The organism is Sporosarcina sp. Y838, assembly GCF_056786515.1.
The window spans coordinates 489,121-515,488 of record NZ_JBXCJD010000001.1; the positions used below are offsets into that span (position 1 = coordinate 489,121).

The following is a 26,368-nucleotide window of genomic DNA, read 5'->3' on the forward strand; positions in this document are numbered from 1 at the left end:
ATGAGTTTCCTAGAGATACTATATTTCATCATTCCGTTAACCATTTCATATGCCGCTCCTCTCATCTTCACTGCAATCGGAGGCGTATTTTCAGAACGTGCGGGTGTTGTTAACATTGGCCTTGAAGGTCTTATGGTTATGGGTGCTTTTATCGGTATTTTGTTCAATCTGTTTTATGCGGATACATTCGGGGCTTGGACACCGTGGATTGCTTTACTAGTCGCAATGGTTGTTTCTGCAATATTCTCTATTATGCACGCAGTCGCTTCGATTACATTCCGTGCTGACCAAGTCGTATCAGGGGTCGCTATTAACATGCTCGGAATTGCGATTGCTTTGTTCTCGGTAAAAATGATTTTCGACAAAGGACAGACGGATTTCATACAGCATAGTATTCCGCGCTTCAACGTTCCGATTTTACATGAAATTCCGTTTATCGGACCACTCTTTTTTAAAGGGATTTATGGGTCTTCGATACTCGCTATAGCACTTGCTTTCTTAGCTTGGTTCATCATTTATAAAACACCATTTGGTCTTCGTCTACGATCCGTCGGAGAACACCCAATGGCTGCCGATACAATGGGAATCAAAGTAACCAAAATTCGTTATATTGCAGTTATCATTTCAGGTGGGCTTGCGGGCATCGGTGGAGCTATCTATTCACAGACGATGACGAATGATTTCAGTCATGCAACGATTAATGGACAAGGATTCATGGCACTGGCTGCAATGATTTTTGGGAAATGGCATCCAATGGGTGCGATGGGAGCTGCATTGTTCTTCGGATTCGCACAGGCACTTGCTATCAGCTCATCTAGTATTTCATTCATGGAAAATGTACCATCCGTTTATTTATACATCTTGCCTTATGCGTTGACGATTCTCGCACTTGCAGGCTTTATCGGAAGGTCGAATGCGCCAAAAGCAAGCGGACAACCGTATATTAAAGGAAATCGATAAAAATGATACTGCCTAGATAGTCTGCTACAACAGACTTCTAGGCAGTTTTTTTGAGTAAATGACAATACTTCCGCCGGTATATTTGCATCTTTCGACTCACGGAATGTATAGTGAAGTTAGGATTCCGCATATTAACTAAAACAGAGGTGTTCATATGTTCAAAAAAGTAGTGCTACAAGAAGGCGTCACATTATATATCCGTAAGTCAGAACAATTCAAAACCGTCAACTTCTCTGTGAAGTGGAAATCGGTTCTTGATGATAAAAAATCCGCTCTTCGTGCTGTATTGGCAAATGTTTTAGAAGATTCAAATGGTCGTTACCGGACACAAACTGAATTCCGAAATGCATTAGACGAATTGTATGGAACGGTATTGTACACGGATGCAGGAAAGCGCGGGGAAACACATATTGTCTCCCTGGCTGCAGAATGTGTGAACGATGAGTATTTATCTGAAGGCGGCGTTCTTGAGGAAGTTCTTGGCCTAATTCAAACTGTCATATTTGACCCAAACGCAGTGGATGGGAAATTTGATGAAACAGTTGTCGACCGTGAAAAGAGGTCTGTCAAAGATCGGATTCGTTCGGTTTATGATGACAAGTCGCGATATGCTCAAAAACGTATGCTCGAACTGCTTCGGCCTAATAGCGCAGCGTCTTCATCTTCCTACGGAACGGATAAGGATGTGGATGCAATTACAGCTGCAGATCTTTACAAGACGTATGAAAACATGATTAATGAAGATGAAATTGATATTTACGTTGTTGGTGATATCGACGAAGACGCAATGATAGAAAAAATAAAAACAACATTCACATTCAACGCCCGAAAAGCGTATGAACGCAAAAAGGATGTAAAACAACCAGTTGTGAAATCGGATGAAGTTAAACATGTGCAGGAAAAACAGGAAATGAAGCAAGGGAAATTACACCTTGGATTCAGTACACCTGTGACTTTCCATCATCCTGACTATGCGAAAATGCAAATGACAAATGGTGTTTTCGGTGGTTTTTCTCATAGTAAGTTATTCGTAAATGTTCGTGAAAAAGAAAGCATGGCATATTATGCTTCCAGTTCGTATTCTTCGCAATATGGTCTTCTCTATGTGACTGCAGGAATCGATGCTGAACTTGAAGAGAAAGCCGTAAACCTCATCAAGGAACAACTTAAGGTACTACAAGCCGGAGATATTACAGACCTTGAAATCGAACAGACGAAGGCGTTGCTCGCTAACGGTATTAAGAGTGCATTCGATTCAGCAAGAGGGCAGATTGAAGTGTTTGATCAATACAAAGAACTTGATGAACATTTCACAGCGCAAACAATTATATCCGGTTGGGAATCCGTAACAAAAGAGGATATTAAAAAGATGGCTTCTGAAATTACGTTAGAAATCGTCTATCTGTTATCCGGCAAGGAGGCTAATTAATATGAAAAAAATTCAATTCGATAATTTGCAGGAAACATTATATAACGAAACGCTCGACAACGGACTGGATGTCTATATTCTACCGAAACGGGGATTCTCAAAAACATTCGTGACATTCACGACGAAATACGGTTCAATTGACCGGGCTTTCGTCCCGCGTGGTAAAACGGAAGAAGTAACTGTTCCGGATGGTATCGCTCATTTCCTCGAACACAAAATGTTTGAAAAAGAAGATGGAGATGTATTTCAGAAGTTCAGTGTCAATGGAGCTTCTGCCAATGCGTTCACTTCTTTCACGAGGACTGCGTATCTTTTTTCTTCTACAGATAAGTTATACGACAACACGGAAGTTCTCCTCGATTTTGTTCAAGAACCGTATTTTACTGAACAGACGGTCGATAAGGAAAAGGGGATTATCGCACAGGAAATTACCATGTACGACGATCAACCCGATTGGCGCCTTTATTTCGGTACAATTGAGAATCTTTTCTATGAACATCCCGTAAAAATAGACATCGCAGGTACGGTCGCGACTATTCAAGATATCACTGCTGAACATTTGTATGAATGCTATGAAACTTTTTATCATCCGTCAAATATGGTCCTGTTTATTGTCGGAGCTGTTGATCCTGCAGAGATGATGGCATTCATCAAAAAGAACCAAGACTCAAAAACATTCGATGAGCCAGCCGAAATTGAACGCCGCTTCCCAACTGAAAAGGAAACGGCAGCCATAGCGAATCGTACACTCGCAATGGATGTGTCTAAACCGAAATTCAATATGGGGATGAAATGCAACAATACGGACATCGAAGGGGAAGAGATGCTGATTCAAGAACTCTCAGCAGGCCTTGTTCTAGATATCCTATTTGGCAGATCTTCTGAATTCTTTACGGAATCATACAAAGACGGTCTTATCGATGAATCCTTCTCTTATGATTTTACAATGGAAAAAGGATTTGGATTTGCAATGGTTGGTTCGGATACCGATCAGCCAGAAGAACTTGAAGCAGCCATTCGAAAAACGGTACGTGATGCGGCAGAGGCGTGGCCAATTACTGATGTGGAACTTAATCGGATGAGAAAGAAAAAAATAGGCCAATTTATGCGTTCTTTAAATTCACCTGAATTTATCGCCAATCAATTTACACGGTACACGTTCAATAACATGAATCTATTTGACGTTGTTCCGATACTTGAAAAATTAACGCTTGAAAAATTGAAAGAAGCATTCCATACGTTTTCAGATGAAAGCGGTCATACTGTTTATTCAATTATCCCAGCCGATAAAGCACAATGACAGACAGGAAATACTGTGTCATCCTTGGTGCATCCGGTGGGATTGGCGGAGCAATCAGTCGGAATCTGGCATCTACAGGATGGTCGTTATACCTTCACTACAATGAAAATACAGCACAAGCGCTTCTTCTTCAGTCGGAACTGATTTCGGCTTATCCGGAAGCGGACTTTCAAATAGTGCAAGCAGATTTTAGTGCAATCGACGGAGCAGACCTTCTGGCCAAACAAGTTCCTCGTGCAGGTGCAGTTGTCGTATCGAACGGTCAATCCATGCTTAAATTGTTAACGGAAACAACTGTTGGAGACATGGATGCCTTATGGAAAGTTCATGTCCAAAACCCGGCAAGGCTAATCAGTCTGTTATCGCCTCAACTGCGAGCATTTGATCGATCCTATGTCGTTGTGATTGGCTCGATTTGGGGCAATACGGGGGCGGCGGGAGAAGTGATGTATTCGGCCGTAAAAGGTGCGCAACATGCATTTGTTAAAGCATATGCAAAAGAAGCGGCCTATTCAGGAGTAAGAGTGAATGCAGTTGCCCCCGGATGGATTGAAACGCGGATGAATGCTGACATTCCATTGGACGAACGACAAATGATTATCGATACGATCCCGCTAATGAGTTGCGGGACACCAGAAAATGTCGCTGACGCAGTTAATTTTCTATTGAGCGGCAAGGCGGATTATATAACGGGTGAGATTTTGAAAGTAAATGGCGGTTGGTATATTTGATTTAACTTCATTCAGCATAAGTCATCCACTTCTATAAGTGGCGAAATGAATGCGAACGAAGTCAGCAATTCAGCGGGGGATCAAACCCTTGCTGAATGGGGAGAAATTGAGTTCCATTTCTCCTTGTTAAAGCCTCCGGCGGATGTCAGAGATTTTGAAGGGAGTTAATTGAGCAAGCTCAATTCAAAATCTGGACGCAATCACGCCGAGGCGTGATTGATCTAAGGGGAGTTCGACAATCCCCTTTTTCTTTTACTCTTTTTCCTTTTCATAATGCCTAGAATCCGCTATCATAGAACTATATTGCTTTCTGTGCGTCATATAGTAGTAGATTGTTTGAAAAATGGACAAAGGGGAGTGTGTCGGATGGGTGAATGGTATCTCGAATATGAAATTCAGGTAAACCGTCCTGGTCTTCTGGGGGATATATCATCACTACTCGGAATGCTACGCGTGAACATTGTTACAATCAATGGAGTTGACGGCGGACACCGTGGTATGCTGCTGCGGACCGAAGATGATGATCAGATCGCACGATTCGCACAAATTGCCGAGACGATGGAGACCATTCAGGTGATAAAAATCCGTGAACCGAAATTGCGCGATATTCTAGCGGTCCGACACGGGCGTTATATTCAGCGTGATGCGGATGAAAGAACAACTTTCCGTTTCCTACGAAGCGATCTTGGGATTCTTGTTGACTTTATGGCGGAGATATTTAAGCAGGAAGGTCATAAGTTAATCGGGATACGTGGAATGCCACGCGTAGGAAAGACTGAATCGGTTGTCGCAGCTAGTGTCTGTGCGAACAAAAAATGGATTTTTCTATCTTCAACAATGATAAAGCAAACACTTCGGAAAAACTTGGCAGGCGATGAGTTTTCGAAGGATAATATCTTCATTCTGGATGGAATTGTTACACGCCGTGCAGATGATGAGCGTCATATGCAACTCGTCAGAGAGATGATGCGAATGCCTTCTATTAAAGTTGTAGAGCATCCGGATATGTTTGTTAAGCATTCTGAATATAGCATTGAGGACTTCGATTACATTATCGAATTGAGAACAGATCCAGAGCAAGAAATTACATATGAAATGATGGAGAAGAACCATATGATGTCGGGCAATGGGTCGACGGACGGTTCGGGTTTATTCAATTTTTGATAGGCAGGTGTTTTTGGTGACTGGATTAGGTGACCGTCTCAAGCAGGCGAGAACGGATAAAGGTTTTACGTTGGAAGATTTACAGTCAATCACGAAAATACAGAAACGGTACCTTTCCGGTATCGAAAATGAAGATTACAGCATGATGCCCGGCTCTTTTTATGTAAGGGCATTTATAAAACAATATGCAGAAGCAGTGGGTCTCGACCCGGATGAAATGCTTACTATGTATAAGGACAGTTCTCCTGCCGTATCGGCTGAAGATGAGGCAGGACAGTTACCTTCAACGACGTTAACTCGTAGAAGGGGCTTGAAAAGCAATACCCGGTTAAATGAAATTATGCCGAAAATTATCGTTGCTTTGTTTATCATCTTCATCTTGGTTGTTGTCTGGACCCTTTCCAAAGGTACATCAGATACTTCGCCTGGTGTTGATATCATAGAGACCGATCAGCCGGTAACGATGGAGAATAGCAAACCGGATCCATCTAAGGTTGAAAATGATACGACAGACGAAGATCCAGTGGAAGAAGAACCGGAACCTGAAAAACCACAACAGGCTCTAGCTTTTGAAAGCGCAAGTGGGGAAACGTTGAATTATGAACTTACTAATGCTGAAGCGTTCAAACTTGAAATTCGTTTAAACGGAGGTTCTTGGATAGGTGTTAAAGACAATACAGGTAAAGAGTGGATGACACCCGCACGCATCATGAACACTGGGGAAACGATTGAATTCGATGTGACGGCAACAGAATCCGTCCGAATTCGGGTAGGACGTCCTAAATCAACTGAAATCTATGTGAATGGCGAACTACTTGAATATGGTGTAACGCCACAGGATACTGTTCCGCAAAACATAATGATCAAATACACGAAAGAATGATAGTCATCTACTTCAGATGACTATTTTCTTTGAAAGGAAAGTGTTCTTAATGAATTTACCTAACAAAATAACAGTATCACGTGTCCTACTTATTCCAGTTTTCATGATTTTCATGCTTATCGATTTTGGCATGGGCGATATCGCAGTGGCTGGAACTGAAATGATGAAAGAACATTTAATCGGAGGACTCATTTTTATCATTGCCTCTATAACGGACTGGCTCGACGGTTATATCGCTAGAAAAAACAATCTCGTTACAAATATGGGGAAATTTCTAGATCCACTTGCAGACAAGTTACTCGTTTCAGCGGCTCTTATCATACTCGTTGAGCTTGGTATAGCACCTTCTTGGATTGTGATTATTATTATCAGCCGTGAATTTGCTGTGACAGGCTTACGACTTATCCTCGCAGGCGGCGGGGAAGTTGTAGCGGCTAACCAACTTGGTAAAATTAAAACAGTGGCACAAATTCTAGCGATTACTTCACTATTGTTGAACAATATATTTTTCGAATCGATTGGCTTTCCTTTCGGTGTAATTATGCTTTATATCGCATTGGTGTTTACAGTTTGGTCAGGTATTGACTACTTCTATAAAAACAGAAAAATTCTGTTGGAGTCAATGTAAGGAGGTGGATGGATATGAAAGCAGAAATAATTGCAATTGGTTCTGAATTGCTGTTAGGACAAATAACGAATACGAATGCCAAATTCATTTCATTGAAACTTGCCGAAATAGGCATTGACGTCCATTATCAGTCGGTCGTCGGTGATAATCCTGAGCGTTTAGATGAAGTGATTGAAATTGCAAGGAAACGAGTAGATATTTTAATTTTCTCCGGGGGACTTGGACCGACGAAAGACGACATGACAAAAGAAACAATAGTGAAGCATATTGGTACGACACTTGTCAGCGATGATGATGCGCTTCGTCATATCCAACAGTATTTTGAACGTAGCGGTCGGGTAATGACAGAGAATAATAAAAAACAGGCATTGGTCTTCAAAGGCGCTAAAGTATTGACTAACCGGAATGGCATGGCTCCGGGAATGGCGGTAGAGAAAGAGGGTATACGCTATGTTCTCCTACCAGGTCCACCACATGAAATGGAACCGATGTTTGAGCATGAGGCGATTCCATACTTGTTAGGTCTAACAGGGAAGCATGAAGTCATTACATCTAAAGTATTGAAATTTTATGGTATAGGTGAAGCGGAACTTGAGGACCGGATCCAGTCCATTTTAGAAAAACAAACAAACCCAACAATTGCACCGTTGGCAACAGCGGATGCAGTGACATTGCGTATTACTGCAAAAGCGGCAACGAACGATGCAGCGCTACAAATGATTGCTCCTGTAGAAGAGGAAATCCGTTCTCTAGTGGGCGATTTCATCTATGGGGTAAATGAAGATACATTGTCTTCCAAAGCTGCTGAACTTCTAATCCGAAACGGTTGGACATTGGCGGCAGCGGAGAGTTTGACTACTGGCCTATTCATGTCCGAACTCGCTATGGAACCAGGAATCAGTTCGTCACTAGAAGGCGGCATTGTTGTCTACAATGAAAAAACCAAAATGGAACAGCTCGGTGTTGAGCAGTCACTATTGGAGGAATATGGCGTTGTGAGTTCGGAATGTGCGGCATCTCTTGCAGAGAACGTTAAACGAAAGTTCAAGTCAGACATTGGTATTGGACTCACGGGTGCTGCTGGTCCGGATCCACATGATGGTAAGCCAGCGGGAACCGTTTGGATTGGTATCGCCTCCTCCAATGGAATTACAGAAACACACAAATTATTTTTGTCGGGTTCAAGAAACGTAAATCGTCTCCGAGCAGCAAGATTTGCAACCTATTATCTTATTAAATATCTCACGGCTAAAGAAAGTCAAAATTAAAGTTTAGCCCCTGTTCTCATTTAAAAATCCGATTTACCCCTCTATTCTCACTTGAAACTACATTTTATAAAAAAAGTCGAATAAATGTTCGCTTTTATATTGAGTATTTCTCATTAAAGGAGTATAGTAGGGGTAGTAAGAAAAACAGAACATCACCTTCAGGGAGGAAATAATTTGAGCGACCGTAAAGCGGCATTAGATATTGCGTTAAAACAAATTGAAAAGCAATTCGGTAAAGGATCCATTATGAAACTGGGTGAAAAAACAAACCTGGAACTTGAAACATCTTCGTCAGGCTCCCTTACACTGGATCTTGCACTCGGTATAGGTGGATATCCACGCGGGCGTATCATTGAAATATACGGACCTGAAAGTTCGGGTAAAACGACAGTTGCCCTTCATGCCATCGCAGAAGTGCAGGCTGCAGGAGGAACAGCGGCATTTATCGACGCTGAACATGCGCTCGATCCGCTTTATGCACAAAAATTGGGTGTTAACATCGATGAGTTGCTACTTTCTCAGCCTGACACGGGAGAGCAAGCACTTGAAATCGCTGAAGCACTCGTACGAAGTGGCGCTGTCGATATTTTTGTAGTGGACTCCGTTGCTGCACTCGTACCTAAAGCAGAAATTGAAGGGGAGATGGGTGATTCGCACATCGGATTGCAAGCCCGTCTTATGTCCCAAGCTTTACGCAAACTTTCAGGTGCTATTAATAAATCCAACACGATTGCGATATTTATTAACCAAATCCGTGAAAAAGTGGGTGTTATGTTCGGTAGCCCGGAAGTAACACCTGGGGGACGCGCATTGAAATTTTACTCTTCTGTTCGGATAGATGTACGACGTGGAGAAGCTATCAAACAAGGCAATGATATTATGGGAAATAAAACACGAATTCGCGTTGTTAAAAATAAAGTTGCACCGCCTTTCAAATTGGCGGAAGTTGATATTATGTACGGAGAAGGAATTTCAAGAGAAGGCGAAATTGTCGATCTTGGTGCAGAATCCGAAGTACTTCAAAAAAGTGGATCATGGTATTCATACGAAGGTGAACGAATGGGGCAGGGACGCGAGAACTCGAAACAGTTCTTGAAGGAAAATCCGGATATCCGTGCGGAAATCTCCCGCAAAATTCGTGAGTCATATGGACTCGATGGTGCAAAAAATGTCGTTATTGCCAATGACATAGACGAAGAAGACGAAGAGCTAGAACTACTTCTTGATAAAGAATAACAGCGTTTAATAACCGATTTGTCCTTTACTTTGGACAATCGGTTTTTTTATGCTGTGGGCATGGGAATGGGAGATTACCATTTTGAAACTGAAAATGAGAAATTCAATGGCATTATCAATTATAAAACCTGTGGTAGTTGTAAAATGCAGGAATAAAAACTGCAATTAATTCATTGAATAATGCGTTCTGAAGACCTCCGTATCCTTGACATGTCAAATTTACATAGATACAATTAGAATTGTATAATTTCATACCCTTTAAATGATTTTGGCAGTATATTGTACGTAGATATATGAGCCGACTGAAAATGAAAAGAATAGCAGGAGGAGGTGAGCTGGATGTTAGTAGAATTTATCATCTTCGCTTTGCTCGGTCTGTTCGTCGGTGCAGTTGTTACCTATATCTTTGGTAAGAAAGTGAATGATTCAAAAGTGACTGGTGCCAAGAACTCGGCAGAACAAATCGTCGAAGAGGCGAAGCGTGAGGCAGAGTCTCTTAAAAAAGAAGCACTACTAGAAGCGAAAGATGAAACTCACAAACTGAGAATTGATGCGGAATCAGAGATCCGTGAACGAAGGGCGGAACTGCAAAAGCAGGAAAGCCGTCTTTTACAACGGGAAGAAAATCATGATCGCAAGGATGAAGCTCTCAATAAAAGAGACTCAGGTCTGGAGCGTAAAGAAGAAGCGCTTACAGGAAGACAACAGCTTATAGAACAGATGGAACGCAAGGCGGAAGAATTAGTAACGGTTCAGAAAACTGAACTTGAAAAGATATCATCACTGACAAGAGATGAAGCAAGAAGGCTCATCTTAAGTGAAGTAGAAAAAGAACTTGCTACAGACATCGCTGTCATGACGAAAGAGTCTGAACAACGTGCAAAAGAGGAATCAGATAAGAAATCGCGTGAAATTCTATCTATTGCTTTACAACGATTCGCTGCAGATCATGTTGCTGAAACGACTGTATCGGTCGTTAATCTGCCGAATGATGAGATGAAAGGCCGCATCATTGGCCGTGAAGGACGAAACATTCGAACGCTCGAAACGTTGACAGGAATTGACCTGATCATCGATGATACACCGGAAGCTGTCATTTTGTCAGGATTTGATCCGGTACGTCGTGAAACTGCACGACTGGCACTTGAGAAATTAGTGGCAGATGGACGGATTCATCCGGCACGCATCGAAGAGATGGTTGATAAATCTAGACGTGAAGTGGATGAGCTCATCCGTGAAACTGGAGAGCAGACAACGTTCGATATCGGAATTCATAATTTGCATCCTGACCTTATCAAAATCATCGGAAGACTCCGTTTCCGTACAAGTTATGGTCAAAATGTTCTGAAGCACTCGACAGAAGTTGCTTATCTCGCGGGATTATTGGCAGCTGAACTTGGAGAAGATGTTACACTCGCACGACGGGCTGGACTACTCCATGACATCGGAAAAGCGATTGATCATGAAGTTGAAGGCAGTCACGTAGAAATTGGTGTAGAACTAGCAACGAAATACAAGGAACACCCTGTCGTTATAAACAGTATCGCCTCCCATCATGGGGATACAGAAGCGACATCGGTAATTGCAGTACTCGTAGCAGCAGCAGATGCATTATCAGCTGCAAGACCGGGAGCACGTAGTGAGACACTTGAAAATTATATTCGCAGACTGAAGAAGCTTGAAGAGATTTCTGAATCGTATGAGGGTGTGGAGAAATCATTTGCAATCCAGGCTGGACGCGAAGTCCGAGTGATTGTTCGTCCAGATCAGATTGATGATATTTCAGCCCATCGTCTAGCGAGAGATATTCGGAAACGAATTGAAGAAGAACTCGATTATCCAGGTCATATTAAAGTAACGGTCCTCCGTGAAACACGTGCGGTCGAATACGCAAAATAGTAAAAAAAGGGGTTTCCGTGATTTCGGTCCGGGAACTTCTTTTTTATTGGGAGAGATATTTTAAATGAAAGTATTATTCATAGGTGATATTGTCGGTTCGCTTGGTAGGGATATGATATTTGATTATTTACCGCGCTTAAAAAGAAAGTACAACCCTGATGTCATTATTGCCAATGGTGAAAATGCAGCAGCTGGAAGAGGCATTACAAAATCAATATTTGACGAGTTGTTACGCGCAGGTGTGGATGTCATAACAATGGGGAATCACACATGGGATCAGAAAGAAATATATGATTTTATAGATGATACTGATTATCTAATTCGTCCAGCAAACTTTTCAGATGAAGCACCCGGTAAAGGGATGACAACGATTTCACGTAATGGCGTTACATTGTCCATCATTAATCTACACGGACGGGTATTTTTACCTCCACACGGGGATCCATTTGAAAAGGCGGATGAACTGGTAGCAGATGCGAGAGAAATCTCCCCGCTTGTTTTCGTCGATTTTCATGCTGAAGCAACGAGTGAAAAAATAGCTATGGGTTGGCATCTTGATGGGAAAGTGTCAGTAGTTGTAGGGACGCACACGCATGTTCAGACGGCGGATGATCGCATTTTACCAGGAGGTACAGCCTATTTGACTGACGCAGGTATGACGGGCCCGTATGATGAAATACTAGGCATGAAAAAAGAGGATGTCCTCTATCGTTTCAAAACCAATTTACCAGTCCGTTTTGAAGTTCCTAAATCGGGACGTTCCCAGTTAAATGGACTTTTTGTGGAATTGGATGATGAAAAAGGGCATGCTGTAAAAGTTGAACGTGTTTCTATCAATGATGACCGACCTTTCAAAGGATGATTCGCGTCTAAACGTAACCTCCGAGTCATAGGATGGTTTATGGAGATATCTGTTCCATAGACATCGAAAAATAAGGAGGAATTATGTTGAATCCATTGAAAGTATCATCTCGCTCGAATCCCAATTCCGTTGCTGGAGCACTCGTCGCAGTTATACGGGACCAGGGGTACGCAGAAATGCAGGCAGTAGGTGCAGGTGCATTAAATCAAGCTATAAAAGCAATTGCAATTGCACGAGGATTCGTCGCTCCTAGTGGTGGTGATCTCATTTGTGCACCGGCCTTCACAGATATCGAAATTAATGGTGAGGGACGAACAGCTTTGAAATTGCTCGTTGAAAAGCGACAGCGCAATATGTAAATTAGAAAAGTTGAGACCACAGGAAGCCACTATTTTCCTGTGGTCTTTTAGTTGTTTAAAAATAAAAAGCTTAGTGGAACTGTGACAATCAATCGACAAAGCAGGCTCACTCTTGTATAGCCGGTCTATAATTAGATATAATGAAACAATATGTTTAAATTCCTACATTTTCGTTGGAAAGGGGGCAATTTGGATGAGTGAAGAACAGCGCCTGAATGCCGGGCTTTTGGAACCGGCTCATGTTAAACCGCCAGAAAAGGACTATAGCCAATACTTTCAGACAGTCTACGCACCACCATCGTTGAAAGATGCGAAAAAGCGTGGCAAAGAAGAAATTGCCTATCACGATGATTTCAAAATTGACGAACGTTTCCGAGGAATGGGAAACAATCGGAAGTTTTTTATCAGAACGTTCGGCTGTCAAATGAACGAACATGATACAGAAGTAATTGCAGGTATTTTAATGGGGCTAGGTTATGAGGCTACAGAAAATGTCAAAGAAGCAAATCTTATATTGCTCAATACATGTGCCATACGAGAAAACGCTGAAAATAAGGTTTTTGGAGAACTTGGACACTACAAACCTCTTAGGCAGAAGAACCCTGACGTCCTGATTGGCGTCTGCGGATGTATGTCCCAAGAAGAATCAGTTGTGAATAAAATCCTAAAAACGTATGATCAAGTTGATATGATTTTCGGTACACATAATATTCATAGACTTCCCAACATTTTACATGAGGCATACATGTCAAAAGAGATGGTAATCGATGTTTGGTCAAAAGAAGGGGATATCATTGAGAACCTTCCAAAGGTCAGACATGGTAATATCAAGGCATGGGTTAACATCATGTACGGTTGTGACAAATTCTGTACCTATTGCATCGTTCCTTATACACGAGGCAAGGAACGCAGCAGGCGACCACAAGACATCATTCAAGAAGTTCGACAGTTAGCGGCAGAAGGGTATAAGGAAATAACATTGCTCGGACAGAACGTCAATTCATACGGGAAAGACTTTGATGATATCGGTTACCGTTTCGGTGATTTGATGGACGACTTACGAAAAATCGATATTCCGAGAATTCGTTTCACAACAAGCCATCCCCGTGATTTCGATGACCATTTAATCGAAGTGCTTTCTAAGGGTGGAAATTTAGTCGATCACATCCATCTTCCCGTCCAATCCGGTTCAAGTGATATATTGAAAATTATGGCACGCAAGTATTCACGCGAACACTATCTTAATCTAGTCGCGAAGATTAAAAAAGCGATTCCGAATGTAACGTTAACAACGGACATTATCGTTGGATTCCCGAATGAAACGGACGAGCAGTTTGAAGAGACGATGTCCTTATATAGAGAAGTCGGTTTCGATATCGCCTATACGTATATTTATTCACCAAGGGAAGGTACACCAGCTGCAAAAATGGTTGACAATATCCCAATGGAAGTGAAAAAAGAACGTCTGCAGCGGTTGAATAATCTTGTTAATGAATTATCCGCGGAAGCGATGAAACCCTACAAAGGAAAAGTCGTGGAAGTGTTGGTTGAAGGGGAAAGCAAGCGGAATCCAGAAGTGCTAGCAGGATATACATCGAAAAATAAACTGGTGAATTTCAAAGCACCCCAATCGGCAATTGGAAAAATTGTAAACGTAAAAATAATAGAGGCCAAAACGTGGTCACTCGACGGTGAATTCATCGGCGTTGTAGAAAAGGAAAAGGTGATGTCATAATGGAAAAGATATATACAAAAGATGAAATTATTGCAAAAGCACGCGAAATTGCACACATGATTGCTAACACGGAACAAGTTGAGTTTTTCAAACGTGCGGAAGCACAGATTAATGAAAACCAAAAAATTCGTGAAAACATTGCGAGCCTGAAGTCATTGCAAAAACAGGCCGTCAATTTCCAACAGTATGGTAAAGAAAAAGCTTTAAGTATTATTGAAGGTAAAATCGAGAAGATTCAAGCAGATATCGATGAAGTTCCTATCGTCCAGGAATTCAAACAATCACAAGGCGAAGTGAATGATTTACTTCAACTCGTATCGAATACAATTGCAAATACAGTCACAGATGAAATCATCGAAGCGACAGATGGCGATGTGCGACGAGGCGAAACAGGTTCTTATGTAAAAAACACAACATATGAAAAACTATAATCAATCATACCAATCGGCGGAAATAAATTTTCTGCCGATTTTTTTCACTCTCTGGGCTTCTCTTGCATAGAATGGATTGAAGCGAATGGAGGAGGAATTAAACTGAAAAATTTACGCCAGATTGTGACGAAGACGGTTATTGCCAAGGGGAAGAAGCGGACCGAAACGACGGTGTCACTTAAGCCGCCGAATAGTCCCACGAGTATACTCGGCTGTTGGGTCATCAACCATACACATCAGGCGAAGAAGGTTGGTAAATACATCGAAGTGAGTGGTAAGTTCGACGTCAACGTTTGGTATTCCCATCAGGATCATTCAAAAACATCTGTATTTACAGAGTCAATTCCTTACAGAGACAAGATTCGGCTACATTATAGAGATGAACCGACGTCAGGTCACGAAGAGGTAATTGTAGATGTCATCCAGCATCCGAATTGTACAGAAGCGGTCATTTCGGAGAGCGGTGAGAAGTTCCAAATCACGATTGAACGCGAATTAATGGCAGAAGTCGTTGGAGAAACTAAAGTATTAATTACGATTCATCCGCAAAGTTTTGAAGAAGAATGGAAAGTCAATGATGAATCATCCTCACATGATGAGGGACATAAATCAGCACGTGGTCAAGGTGGCCCTTCTGGACATGATGCTAAAAAAGGAAAAGAATCATCCTCATTTTGAGAGCCGGAGAACACTACCGGCTTTTTTTGGTTTTTTTACGTTAAGATGAAAAAGGGAAAACTGATCGCTTAGATTTTTGAAGACCACAAAATTAGGCGGAACCTGGACCCTTCGTTGTAAATACGGCTTGCTTAGATTTTTGAAAACCATAAAAATCACGCAGAATTTGGGCTCTTCGTAGCCCAAATTTGGTATAATAATAAAAAATAGTAAACCTAGTGAGGTAAGAGAATGACAACACATACACCAATGATTCAGCAATATTTAAAAGTAAAGGCAGCGCATGAAGATGCATTTTTGTTTTTCAGATTAGGCGATTTCTATGAATTGTTTTTCTCGGATGCCGAGAAAGCATCTCAAATTCTTGAAATTACGTTAACGAGCCGGGATGCTGGGAGTCGTGACAGAATACCGATGTGCGGCGTTCCTTATCACGCGGCTGCAGGCTACATCGAGACACTTATTAGTAAAGGCCATAAAGTGGCTATTTGTGAACAGACAGAAGATCCGAAGCATGCGAAGGGGATTGTAAAAAGAGAAGTCGTTAAAATCATTACCCCCGGTACAATGACTGAAGGAAAAACAATTGACGCGAATACCAATCACTTCATCGGTTCTGCTGATAGTATAGGCGGCAACAGGTATGCGTTGGCTTATCTCGACTTGGCAACTGGAGAAGGGAAAGTAGAGTGTGTAGAAGGCGATGAGCGGACGCTAATTGCCGAAATTGAAGCACTTGGCATGAAAGAGGTCGTTGTCGATGAAAGACTGCATCTCACGCTCGGTGGTAGCATGGCGAAACGCAATATTATGTTGTCTGTAGAGTACGGTGAAGAGCAGTTCGAGACGAAGGATTTATTCGACGCAGTTCCATTCGATGTCACAGGGGCTTGCAGCATGCTTGTTTCCTACGTGAAGCGCACGCAGAAAACAGCACTCGATCATATACGTCCATTTGAATTTTTGCAAAAACAAGCAAAACTATCGATTGATGCTAATTCAATGCGTAATTTGGAACTCATTCAATCCATTCGGAGCGGAAGTAAAGAGGGTACGCTTTACTGGTTGCTTGACGAGACAGTTACAGCGATGGGCGCCCGTAAATTGAAAATGTGGATCCATCAACCGTTAGCCGAAAAAAGAGAAATAGAAAATCGGCTCAATGCGGTAACTGACCTAATTGAAGAGTTTTTCCTAAGGGATGAATTGAAAAATAGCCTAAAAGAGGTCTACGATTTGGAGCGGCTTGCTGGACGAATCTCAATGGGGAGCGCAAGTGGAAGGGATTTAGCGCAACTTCGGAATTCCTTGAGACGAGTTCCCGCTATCAAAGAATCACTTCATCAATCCGATCGGTCATTGCTTCATCAGTTCTCTGAAAGAATTGATGGTTGTGATGAAGCATTGCAAATACTCGAAAACGCAATCGCCGAAAATCCTCCATTATCCGTTAAAGAGGGCGGCATTATCAAAGATGGATATAATCCATTACTAGACCAATACCGGGATGCTTCAAGGAATGGTAAAACATGGCTTGCAGAACTAGAACGCTTAGAACGCGAGCGTACAGGCATTAAATCTTTAAAAATAGGGTATAACAGAATTTTCGGCTACTATATCGAGATTACGAAATCCAATATCCATCTTGCAGACTTAGAGCGATATGAAAGAAAACAAACATTGGCAAATGCAGAACGGTACATAACCCCTGAACTGAAAGAAAAAGAAGACCTTATTTTAAACGCGGAAGCAGATGGACAAGAGCTTGAATATCAATTATTCAGTGCGGTTCGCGATTCCATGAAAACGCATATTCGGCATATCCAGCATCTCGCAAGCGTCCTGAGCGAACTGGATGTCCTTCTTTCATTCGCAGCGGTTTCAGAAAAACGCAACTACGTGAAACCGGTATTTCATGATGGGAAATCGTTAGAAATTAAAAATGGGCGTCATCCCGTCGTTGAAAAAATGATGGACCATTCTCTATATGTTCCTAATAACTGTAAATTGAGTGATGAAGCGAATATGTTGCTTATCACTGGTCCTAATATGTCGGGTAAAAGTACGTATATGCGACAAGTAGCACTCATTGTCGTTATGTCACAGATTGGTTGTTACGTCCCTTGTGATCAAGCATTACTGCCAATCACCGATCAAATATTCACGAGAATCGGGGCCGCGGATGACCTGGCTTCAGGACAGAGTACATTCATGATGGAAATGATGGAATCACAATATGCCATCGCTAATGCAACGGCGCAGAGCCTCCTCCTTTTCGATGAAATTGGGCGTGGCACTTCTACATATGATGGTATGGCATTGGCGCAGGCCATGATGGAGCATATTCACGATGAAATTGGAGCAAATACGCTGTTTTCTACCCATTACCATGAACTGACCAATTTGGATAACGAACTATCCCGACTTGAAAATGTCCATGTCGCTGCAATGGAACAAGATGGTAAAGTCGTCTTTCTCCATAAAGTGATGGCAGGTCCGGCAGACAAAAGTTACGGAATTTACGTTGCGGATCTTGCAGGCCTTCCTGAAACAATCCTGAGTCGAGCAAAAGCATTACTAGATACATTTGAAAATGTGAAAAACCAAACAGTTCGCGAAGAGCCGATCCAATTGAACTTTTTCGACTTGAACAATGAAGAGAAAAATGACCATTCAACAGAAGAGCAGGATGTGCTATCGGATATAGCCGGGGCGGATTTAATGAATATGACGCCGTTTCAAGCGTTGCAATATGTGCATGGGTTGAAAGAAAAGCTCGGAACTAAGAAAGGGTGAGACCGATAGATATCATCAAAGTGATGGACGATACACTGTCCAATAAAATCGCTGCGGGCGAAGTCGTAGAACGACCTGCATCTATCGTAAAAGAGCTAGTTGAAAATGCGATTGATGCAAAAAGCACGGTGATTGAAATTGCACTCGAAGAAGCAGGCTTGTTGAACATTCGTGTGACCGATAATGGCAATGGAATGTCAAGACTTGATGCTGTTCAGGCATTTGAGCGGCACGCGACAAGCAAGATTACGACGGATCATGATTTGTTCCGAATCCGGACACTTGGTTTCCGCGGGGAAGCACTTGCGAGTATTGCATCGGTGTCTAAGATAATGATGTGGACTTCTGACGGTGAAACGGAAGGCACAGAAGTGCAAATTGATGGCGGTAGACTCGTCAAACATGATTTTGCAGCGTTTCGAAAAGGGACAGATATTACTGTTTCCCAGTTGTTTTTCAATACGCCTGCACGCCTTAAATACATGAAAACAATTCAGACGGAATTAGGACATACCATTGACCTTGTCAATAGACTTGCGCTCAGTCACCCCGCAATCTCATTTAAACTGACGCATTACACGCAAGTGTTATTGCAAACAGCGGGAAGCAATGATCAGCATCGGGTTCTATCTGATATATACGGTATGGCTGTCGCTCGTAAAATGGTGCCCTTTGAAGGCGAGAATGCGGATTACAAAGTTTCTGGTTTTATAACATTACCGGAAATGACACGTGCTTCAAGAAACTATATGACTATAGTTGTTAATGGCAGATGGGTAAAAAGCCAAGCCATCAATCATACGGTACTAGATGCGTTTCATACCTATTTGCCAATCGGACGATCCCCAATCGCAGTTATCAATATTGAAGGGGATCCCTACTTGACTGATGTCAATGTGCATCCTTCCAAACAACATATACGCATGAGTAAAGAAGGCGAGTTGCTCGTGATTATTAAAGAAGCCATTCAGAAGGCCATTCGAAAAAACACAATTGTCCCGGATGCCATTAAAAAAGAACCGGCTAAAAAAATTCAATCAGAGCAAGTAAATATGTGGAATGAATTCAGAACCGAACGACCTAAACCAGTCACCGAACCATCGATGACTCCACTCGAAAAACCAGCGTATCAGCCTTATTTATCACAAGAAGTGGAAGCTGAGGACCAAGTACCTTGGACGGTCAATGAACCATCACTTGTACAAGACGATGTAGCAAAACCTGAACAAGATAAAAACTTTCCGGCACTCGTTCCCGTTGGTCAAGTCCATGGAACGTATATCGTTGCACAAAATGAAGATGGTTTCTTCATGATTGACCAACATGCTGCACAAGAACGAATAAAATATGAGTTTTTCCGCGACAAATTAAGTAAAACCGATAATGGCGAAAGACAAATGTTACTAATCCCGCTCATATTTCATTACGCAGCGGATGATAAAACAAAAATAGAAGAAAATATCACCCTTTTGCAAGACGTCGGCATTTTTCTAGAAGAGTTTGGACCGTCTTCTTATGCAGTAAAAGAATATCCCTCTTGGTTCCCGGCAGGAGAAGAGTCCATCATCATAGAAGATATAATTGAGCAAGTACTGAATACACGAATAATCGATATCGGCAAACTGCGTGAAGATGCGGCCATAATGATGAGTTGTAAACGTTCCATCAAAGCAAACCACCACTTAACAATTGCTGATATGGAAAGACTTCTGAATGATTTAGGGAACGTCGAAAATCCGTTCACTTGTCCACACGGCAGACCTGTACTCATTCATTTTACGACGTACGAAATTGAAAAAATGTTTAAACGAGTTATGTAAATTGAATGTGAAGGAGGGAAGGGAAATGGAGAAGTATGTACTCGCAATCGATCAGGGCACTACCAGTTCACGGGCAATACTTTTTGACAAGCAAGGAGAAATAGTCCATTCCTCGCAACGGGAATTCAAACAAATTTTTCCGAAACCAGGCTGGGTTGAGCACAATGCCAGCGAAATCTGGGGATCCGTCCTATCTGTAATCGCATCGGTTTTAACGGAAAGTGGTAAACAGCCTGAAGACATTGACAGCATCGGGATTACGAACCAGAGGGAAACAACCGTCGTTTGGGATAAAAAGACGGGACAGCCCGTGTACAACGCAATCGTTTGGCAGTCAAGACAGTCGCAGGGAATTGTTGATGCGTTAAAAGAAGCGGGTCATGAAAAAACAATCCAACATAAAACAGGCTTGAAATTAGATCCTTACTTTTCAGCGTCAAAAGTGAAATGGATTCTAGACAATGTAGAAGGTACACGTGCCCGGGCTGAAAAAGGAGAATTATTGTTCGGAACAATCGATTCTTTCCTCATCTGGAAGTTATCTGACGGGGCGGTCCATGTAACGGATTATTCCAACGCATCCAGGACGATGCTCTATAATATTGCTGAACTGCAATGGGATACTGAATTATGCAATCTTCTCGAAATACCTGAATCGATGCTCCCTGCAGTCCGTTCCTCTTCTGAAATTTACACCAAAACAGCCAAGTCAGTCTTTTTTGGTGCTGAAATCCCGATTGCAGGCGCAGCGGGTGATCAGCAATGTGCTCTTTTCGGGCAGGCATGTTTCCATAAAGGGATGGCTAAAAATACGTATGGTACTGGCTGTTTCATGCTCCTCAATACGGGCGACGAAATGGTGCGGTCAGACAATGGTCTTTTAACAACGATTGCCTGGGGGCTAGACGGCAAAGTAACATATGCGCTTGAAGGCAGTGTGTTCGTCGCCGGTTCTGCAATTCAATGGCTTCGGGATGGACTGCGGATGTTTAAAAAGGCATCGGATACGGAAGCGTATGCAACACGTATAGCATCCTCAGACGGCGTCTATGTCGTTCCGGCTTTTGTCGGACTTGGAACCCCCTATTGGGATTCTGATGCGCGGGGTGCTGTCTTCGGTTTGACGCGCGGTACAGAAAAAGAACATTTCATCCGAGCAACTGTGGAATCACTTGCTTATCAGTCTAAAGATGTCTTGCTCACGATGGAAAAGGACGCCGGCATGGATATTGGTATATTAAGAGTGGATGGTGGCGGTGTGGCAAATGCATTTCTAATGCAATTCCAGAGTGATTTGCTGCAAGCGGATGTCGAACTTTCAAAATATCAAGAAACAACAGCGCTTGGTGCCGCTTATCTAGCGGGAATCGCAACAGGCTTTTTCGGTACACTCGAAGATGTCGAAACGTTATGGACAAAAGAGAAAACATATTCACCTACAATGCAAACTGAAGAACGGGATCAGCTGTATAGGGGTTGGAAAAAAGCTGTAGAGGCTACGCGCATCTTTAAACTTTGATGTAGGAATTACCAGGACAGGAGATTGCACTGGATGCAGTTATACGCGGTTTATCAGTCGCTCTATGGTTGATGCAGGATTTTGTAGCAGGCACATCCAGTCGGTCCACAAAGCTTGTACACGGTAGGTTAAGTTGTTTATAACAACTATGTGAGTCTGTAGCCGAAAAAGACCCTTGGGTTGATAGGTTGCGTGGAAAAAATGAACTATCCAGTATGAAGAGACTACGTTTGACGAAAGGTGTTCATATTGATATAGATTGATTCGTTTTCCACTCAACAGGCGGTATATTGTAGAAATGTTTTAAGAGACAGTTACAGTGTATATGGCGAAACTCCTTTCATATGAGTCAGCGCGAATGAGTACGCTATTTGAACGAACTGAACTGTCCACTTGCTGAAGCCAAAGTGAAAGAAGGTGTTCATCATTAAGGAATTGACAATTGAAATGACAGATGGTTTTCGGTTGAATACATGTATAGCGCAACCCACAGGTACGCCTGTCGGGCATATCCATTTACTTCATGGCATGTCGGAGCATATTGGCAGATATGAAGAGTTTGCAAATTATTTAACGGGTAGAGGATACATCGTTACGGGGCACGACCATCGAGGTCACGGAAAAACCGCTACCATGAATGGGTTAAAAGGTTATTTTGCAGATGTACTTGGATTTGACCGTGTTGTGCAGGATACATACGAGATTATTTCCGCTTTTCGATCACAATATCCTACACCTCGTTTCATTCTATTTGGTCATAGCATGGGGTCGTTTGTTGCAAGAAGATATGTTCAGCTGCATGGCAGTGAAATAGACATGGCCATATTTTCAGGGACAGGTGGAGACCCAGGTGCAAGCCGTCTTGCGGGCCTGGGGGTTGCTTATTTGCAAGGCAAGAAAAATGGTTTTGACCAACAAAATCACTTCCTGAACAAACTGGTTTTCGGAGGATTCAATAAATCGGTTGACCAACCAAAAACTCCTTTTGATTGGTTATCTAGAGATTCTGAAGCTGTTGCGAAGTACATTGTAGATCCTCAATGCGGAGTTGTCCCAACAACTCAACTTTTCATAGATTTATTCAAAGGACTTGGAGAAATTAATGCCTCAGATGAAATAAATAAAATCCCGAAACAACTTCCAGTCTTCCTCTTTTCAGGAAATGAAGATCCCGTGGGGAACAATGGAAAAGGCGTTTTGGAAGTAGCGAAGCGCTACGAAAAAGCAGATATGGAAGACGTGACTCTTATGTTATTTGAAGGCGGCAGACACGAAATGCTTCATGAAACAAATCGACAACATGTATTCAAAGCGGTCGGAGATTGGATTGAGAAAAATGAATAAGTATCCTGAAGTAATCGCAATTGTAGGCCCTACAGCGTCAGGAAAGACGGCTCTCAGTGTTCGTTTGGCCAAAGCCATTGGGGGAGAAATTATTAACGGTGATTCAATGCAAGTCTACAAAGGGCTGGATATCGGAACTGCTAAAATCACAGTTGAAGAAATGGAAGGCGTTCCCCATCATTTATTCGATGTGTTAGAGCCAGACGAACCTTTTTCTGTTGCAGAATATCAAACACAGGTCCGAAAGTGGATAAAAAATATAACCGACCGAGGAAAAACACCGATTATCGCGGGGGGGACAGGATTATACATTCAATCGGTTCTTTTCGATTTTCGGTTTACAGAAGAAGCTGCGGATTTAGAAGTAAGGAAACGTCTCGAGCAGGAACTGGCCGAAGAAGGTGGTCAGGTGCTTTATGAAAAACTTGTAGGTTTGGATCCGGCTACCGCGGAAAAAATTCATCCAAATAATCACCGCAGGCTTGTCAGAGCACTAGAAATTATCGAAGTGACTGGCAAGACAAAAGGGGATCATGAAGAAGGGGTAGGGCACGCTTCTCTTTATGAACATTTGATTGTCGGCCTTGAAATGGACCGTGACGTGCTGTATGACCGTATTAATCAGCGTGTAGACATAATGATGGCAAAAGGCCTAACCGAAGAAGCCACTAGATTATGGCATGAAGGCATTCGCGGAACACAATCGGTGCAGGCAATCGGCTATAAGGAACTCCATCAATATATTGAAGACATGCTCTCGTTGGATGAAGCCGTTGAAATGATTAAGAAAAATACGCGCAACTACGCAAAACGGCAAATGACGTATTTCCGCAACAAGCTGGATATAGCCTGGTTTGACGCAAGCATAGACAAAAATGAGATTGTTAAGGAAATTTTGACAATCATGAAGGATTTAAATCATCCAAGTCGAATTAGGTTAAGTAGGCAATAGAAATATAGTTAAGACAACTGGAGGACTCGACGTATGAAACAGGTTAACATGCAAGAAACTTTTTTAAACTCGTTACGAAAGAATAATACATTTGTAACGGTATTCTTACTGAATGGATTTCAGTTGAAAGGACTTATAAAATCGTATGATAATTACACCGTTCTACTTGAATCAGACGGGAAACAACAACTCATTTACAAGCATGCGATTTCCACATATGTCCCATCGAAACCAGTCATTTTAAAAGAAGAGCTCGAATGAAAAAAGGCGAAAATGGAGGGTACAATCCATTTTCGCCTTTTTAGGATAATTTCCTGTTTGGTAGTTTCCATTGGAAGATGAGCGACATAATACGTAGCCCTGCGGTTAATACAAACAGTGCATAAAGGGCTATGTCATACTCATACAGACCGAGTCCGACCGCAAGACCTGCGCCTGCAGCCCACACAGCATAGAAGTCTCGTTTAAAGACAAGTGGCTTCCGACCAGCCAATAGGTCCCGAATGACACCGCCGCCAGCTCCTGTAAGAACAGCTGCCACTATAGTTGCATAGAGCGTCATGTTTAATTGAATGGCAAACATCGCACCTTGAATGGCGAACGTAGCCAACCCGATTGCATCAAAGTAATTTCCCCATTTGTTCCAATGAGCAAGGAGATCACTTGAGAAAAAGAAAATAACGGTAATTAAAATGGAAGCCACAATAAAGAGAACCTCCTGATTCCACAAAACGGAAACAGGCACGCCTATCAAAATATTACGAACAGCACCACCGCCAAAAGCAGTGACTATCCCCAAGATATAAACGCCAAAAATATCATATTCTTCCTCCATTGCAACAATAGCACCCGAAATAGCAAATGCCGCAGTCCCAATCAAGCTAAAAACGTCCCATACCAATGTACTCCCTCCAATCAATAGACCCATAAAATTCTAACAGGTATTCCTGATTTTTCAATGAACGCTTCTGTAAACATTGACCTCCGTGAACAGACTGATAAGATATATAGTGACTATTTAATGAGATGAGGAATACCAATCATGGTGACTGAACAAGAAGATTTATTACTCGAAGATGCGGAACGAATCGAAGAAAAACTTGCACCTTTTTTTAAAAGTGTTGAAAGAACCGCTTTTTACAATCAACGGAAAGTGCTGAACGCATTCCGTAAAAATAGGGTTAGCGATTTTCACTTGCTGGGTACAACTGGGTATGGTTACGATGATACAGGGCGTGACGTGTTGGAACAAGTCTATGCTGATGTATTCAAAACTGAAGACTGTCTCGTTCGCAACCAGATTATTTCCGGAACCCATGCAATTTCAATAAGTCTTTTCGGAATTCTTCGCCCAGGTGACGAACTACTCTATATCACAGGAAAACCTTATGATACCTTGGAATCCATCGTATCAGGAAAAGGAAAAGATACTGGATCACTTCTGGATTACGGCATTACATATAAACACATTGAGCTAAATGATGATGGAACGGTCAATTTTGAAGAAGTCTCGAAAAATATTCATGCTAAAACAAAAATGATAGGAATCCAGCGGTCAAAGGGGTATTCAGATCGCCCGTCCTTTATGGTGGATGAAATCGGCGAAATGATTCGTAAAGTAAAAGCCATCAATCCCGAACTAGTTGTCTTTGTTGACAACTGCTATGGCGAATTTGTCGAAGAGAAAGAGCCAACAGAAGTCGGTGCTGATCTGATGGCAGGGTCACTCATTAAAAATCCAGGTGGCGGCATTGCAAGAACAGGTGGTTATATCGCCGGGCGTGCAGATCTTGTAGAGAAATGTGCGTTTCGAATGACGTCTCCTGGTCTTGGAGCGGAAGCTGGGGCATCGCTTGATACCTTACGGGAAATGTACCAAGGATTTTTCCTAGCACCGCATGTTGTTAGCCAGGCAGTGAAAGGGGCGCTCTTCACTGCTGCTCTCCTCGAAAGCTTTGGACTCGAGACAACACCGCATTACACGCAAAAAAGAACTGATTTAATTCAGTCTGTATCTTTCAATAATGCCAGTCAAATGATTGCGTTCTGCCAATCAATTCAGCAGAACTCGCCCATCAATGCCCACTATGCACCCGAGCCGTCTTATATGCCGGGGTATACAGACGATGTGATCATGGCGGCTGGTACATTTATCCAAGGGTCAAGCATCGAGCTTACGGCAGATGGTCCAATCAGGCCGCCTTATACCGCATACGTTCAAGGCGGCCTCACATACGAGCATGTGAAAGTGGCTGTGTTGTCATCCATTGGAAAACTGGTTAAGGAAAACTTAATAGAGAAATGACAAAGAGCTATTCCTTTTTAATAAAGGAATAGCTCTTTGTCATTTCTGAGAGTATTGGATTGTCTTGCA

At 42.3% G+C, this 26,368-nt stretch carries 23 protein-coding genes; 22 read left to right on the forward strand and 1 reads right to left on the reverse strand.

The features are described from left to right. From AC1TO4_RS02345 to hfq, 21 genes are all read left to right on the forward strand, one after another. The gene (locus AC1TO4_RS02345; RefSeq protein ID WP_482100498.1) at positions 1-960 is read left to right on the forward strand and encodes an ABC transporter permease; all 960 of its coding nucleotides are present in this window, start codon (positions 1-3) and stop codon (positions 958-960) included. Positions 961-1,114: 154 nt separating this feature from the next. Continuing rightward, positions 1,115-2,389 carry an EF-P 5-aminopentanol modification-associated protein YfmF gene (gene yfmF, locus AC1TO4_RS02350; RefSeq protein WP_482100499.1) on the forward strand — a complete coding sequence of 425 codons (1,275 nt, stop codon included), beginning with the start codon at positions 1,115-1,117 and terminating at the stop codon, positions 2,387-2,389. A 1-nt stretch (position 2,390) separates the two neighbouring features. Then, positions 2,391-3,689 carry an EF-P 5-aminopentanol modification-associated protein YfmH gene (gene yfmH / locus AC1TO4_RS02355; protein ID WP_482103969.1) on the forward strand — a complete coding sequence of 433 codons (1,299 nt, stop codon included), beginning with the start codon at positions 2,391-2,393 and terminating at the stop codon, positions 3,687-3,689. Further along, complete coding sequence (gene ymfI / locus AC1TO4_RS02360) at positions 3,686-4,420, forward strand: elongation factor P 5-aminopentanone reductase (protein WP_482103970.1); 735 nt, start codon at positions 3,686-3,688, stop codon at positions 4,418-4,420. The genes yfmH and ymfI overlap by 4 nt, the downstream gene beginning before the upstream one ends. Before the next feature lie 366 nt (positions 4,421-4,786). Further along, complete coding sequence (locus tag AC1TO4_RS02365) at positions 4,787-5,584, forward strand: DUF3388 domain-containing protein (protein WP_482100502.1); 798 nt, start codon at positions 4,787-4,789, stop codon at positions 5,582-5,584. Between the two features lie 16 nt (positions 5,585-5,600). After that, positions 5,601-6,467: a helix-turn-helix domain-containing protein gene (locus AC1TO4_RS02370; protein WP_482103971.1), complete on the forward strand. Its 867-nt coding sequence runs from the start codon at positions 5,601-5,603 to the stop codon at positions 6,465-6,467. Positions 6,468-6,516: 49 nt separating this feature from the next. Then, the gene (gene pgsA / locus AC1TO4_RS02375) at positions 6,517-7,095 is read left to right on the forward strand and encodes a CDP-diacylglycerol--glycerol-3-phosphate 3-phosphatidyltransferase (RefSeq protein WP_482103972.1); all 579 of its coding nucleotides are present in this window, start codon (positions 6,517-6,519) and stop codon (positions 7,093-7,095) included. A gap of 14 nt (positions 7,096-7,109) precedes the next feature. Then, positions 7,110-8,363, forward strand: a complete 1,254-nt coding sequence (locus AC1TO4_RS02380; protein WP_482103973.1) for a competence/damage-inducible protein A — start codon at positions 7,110-7,112, stop codon at positions 8,361-8,363. Positions 8,364-8,537: 174 nt separating this feature from the next. Next, positions 8,538-9,599, forward strand: a complete 1,062-nt coding sequence (gene recA / locus AC1TO4_RS02385) for a recombinase RecA (RefSeq protein WP_482103974.1) — start codon at positions 8,538-8,540, stop codon at positions 9,597-9,599. A gap of 339 nt (positions 9,600-9,938) precedes the next feature. After that, entirely contained in the window at positions 9,939-11,498 is a 1,560-nt protein-coding gene (gene rny, locus AC1TO4_RS02390; RefSeq protein WP_482100507.1) for a ribonuclease Y, read from the forward strand. A gap of 64 nt (positions 11,499-11,562) precedes the next feature. Then, on the forward strand, positions 11,563-12,360 hold the full coding sequence (locus tag AC1TO4_RS02395; protein ID WP_482103975.1) for a TIGR00282 family metallophosphoesterase: 798 nt from the start codon (positions 11,563-11,565) through the stop codon (positions 12,358-12,360). Positions 12,361-12,446: 86 nt separating this feature from the next. Further along, a complete protein-coding gene (locus tag AC1TO4_RS02400) occupies positions 12,447-12,719 on the forward strand; it encodes a stage V sporulation protein S (RefSeq protein ID WP_067211081.1) in 273 nt (90 codons plus the stop codon). A gap of 193 nt (positions 12,720-12,912) precedes the next feature. Continuing rightward, positions 12,913-14,454, forward strand: coding sequence for a tRNA (N6-isopentenyl adenosine(37)-C2)-methylthiotransferase MiaB (miaB, locus tag AC1TO4_RS02405; protein WP_482103976.1), 1,542 nt, complete (start codon positions 12,913-12,915; stop codon positions 14,452-14,454). Continuing rightward, positions 14,454-14,885: a YlbF/YmcA family competence regulator gene (locus AC1TO4_RS02410; protein ID WP_482100510.1), complete on the forward strand. Its 432-nt coding sequence runs from the start codon at positions 14,454-14,456 to the stop codon at positions 14,883-14,885. The genes miaB and AC1TO4_RS02410 overlap by 1 nt, the downstream gene beginning before the upstream one ends. 123 nt (positions 14,886-15,008) lie before the next feature. Continuing rightward, positions 15,009-15,563 (forward strand): outer spore coat protein CotE, encoded by a 555-nt coding sequence (gene cotE, locus AC1TO4_RS02415; protein ID WP_482100511.1) that lies wholly within the window; start codon positions 15,009-15,011, stop codon positions 15,561-15,563. 231 nt (positions 15,564-15,794) lie between these two features. Beyond that, positions 15,795-18,359: a DNA mismatch repair protein MutS gene (gene mutS, locus AC1TO4_RS02420; RefSeq protein ID WP_482103977.1), complete on the forward strand. Its 2,565-nt coding sequence runs from the start codon at positions 15,795-15,797 to the stop codon at positions 18,357-18,359. A 5-nt stretch (positions 18,360-18,364) separates the two neighbouring features. Beyond that, entirely contained in the window at positions 18,365-20,179 is a 1,815-nt protein-coding gene (gene mutL, locus AC1TO4_RS02425; RefSeq protein ID WP_482104042.1) for a DNA mismatch repair endonuclease MutL, read from the forward strand. Between the two features lie 25 nt (positions 20,180-20,204). Next, on the forward strand, positions 20,205-21,698 hold the full coding sequence (gene glpK / locus AC1TO4_RS02430; protein ID WP_482103978.1) for a glycerol kinase GlpK: 1,494 nt from the start codon (positions 20,205-20,207) through the stop codon (positions 21,696-21,698). Between the two features lie 417 nt (positions 21,699-22,115). Beyond that, complete coding sequence (locus AC1TO4_RS02435; protein WP_482103979.1) at positions 22,116-23,042, forward strand: alpha/beta fold hydrolase; 927 nt, start codon at positions 22,116-22,118, stop codon at positions 23,040-23,042. Then, positions 23,035-23,994, forward strand: a complete 960-nt coding sequence (gene miaA, locus AC1TO4_RS02440) for a tRNA (adenosine(37)-N6)-dimethylallyltransferase MiaA (RefSeq protein ID WP_482103980.1) — start codon at positions 23,035-23,037, stop codon at positions 23,992-23,994. The genes AC1TO4_RS02435 and miaA overlap by 8 nt, the downstream gene beginning before the upstream one ends. Before the next feature lie 33 nt (positions 23,995-24,027). Beyond that, the gene (gene hfq / locus AC1TO4_RS02445) at positions 24,028-24,255 is read left to right on the forward strand and encodes an RNA chaperone Hfq (RefSeq protein WP_482100516.1); all 228 of its coding nucleotides are present in this window, start codon (positions 24,028-24,030) and stop codon (positions 24,253-24,255) included. A 40-nt stretch (positions 24,256-24,295) separates the two neighbouring features. Here hfq and AC1TO4_RS02450 read toward each other — a convergent pair whose 3' ends face one another. Then, positions 24,296-24,895, reverse strand: coding sequence for a trimeric intracellular cation channel family protein (locus AC1TO4_RS02450; protein ID WP_482103981.1), 600 nt, complete (start codon positions 24,893-24,895; stop codon positions 24,296-24,298). Positions 24,896-25,036: 141 nt separating this feature from the next. On the opposite strand from AC1TO4_RS02450, the gene AC1TO4_RS02455 reads away from it, so the two are divergent. Further along, positions 25,037-26,299, forward strand: a complete 1,263-nt coding sequence (locus AC1TO4_RS02455; RefSeq protein WP_482103982.1) for a methionine gamma-lyase family protein — start codon at positions 25,037-25,039, stop codon at positions 26,297-26,299. The last annotated feature ends 69 nt before the right edge of the window (positions 26,300-26,368 follow it).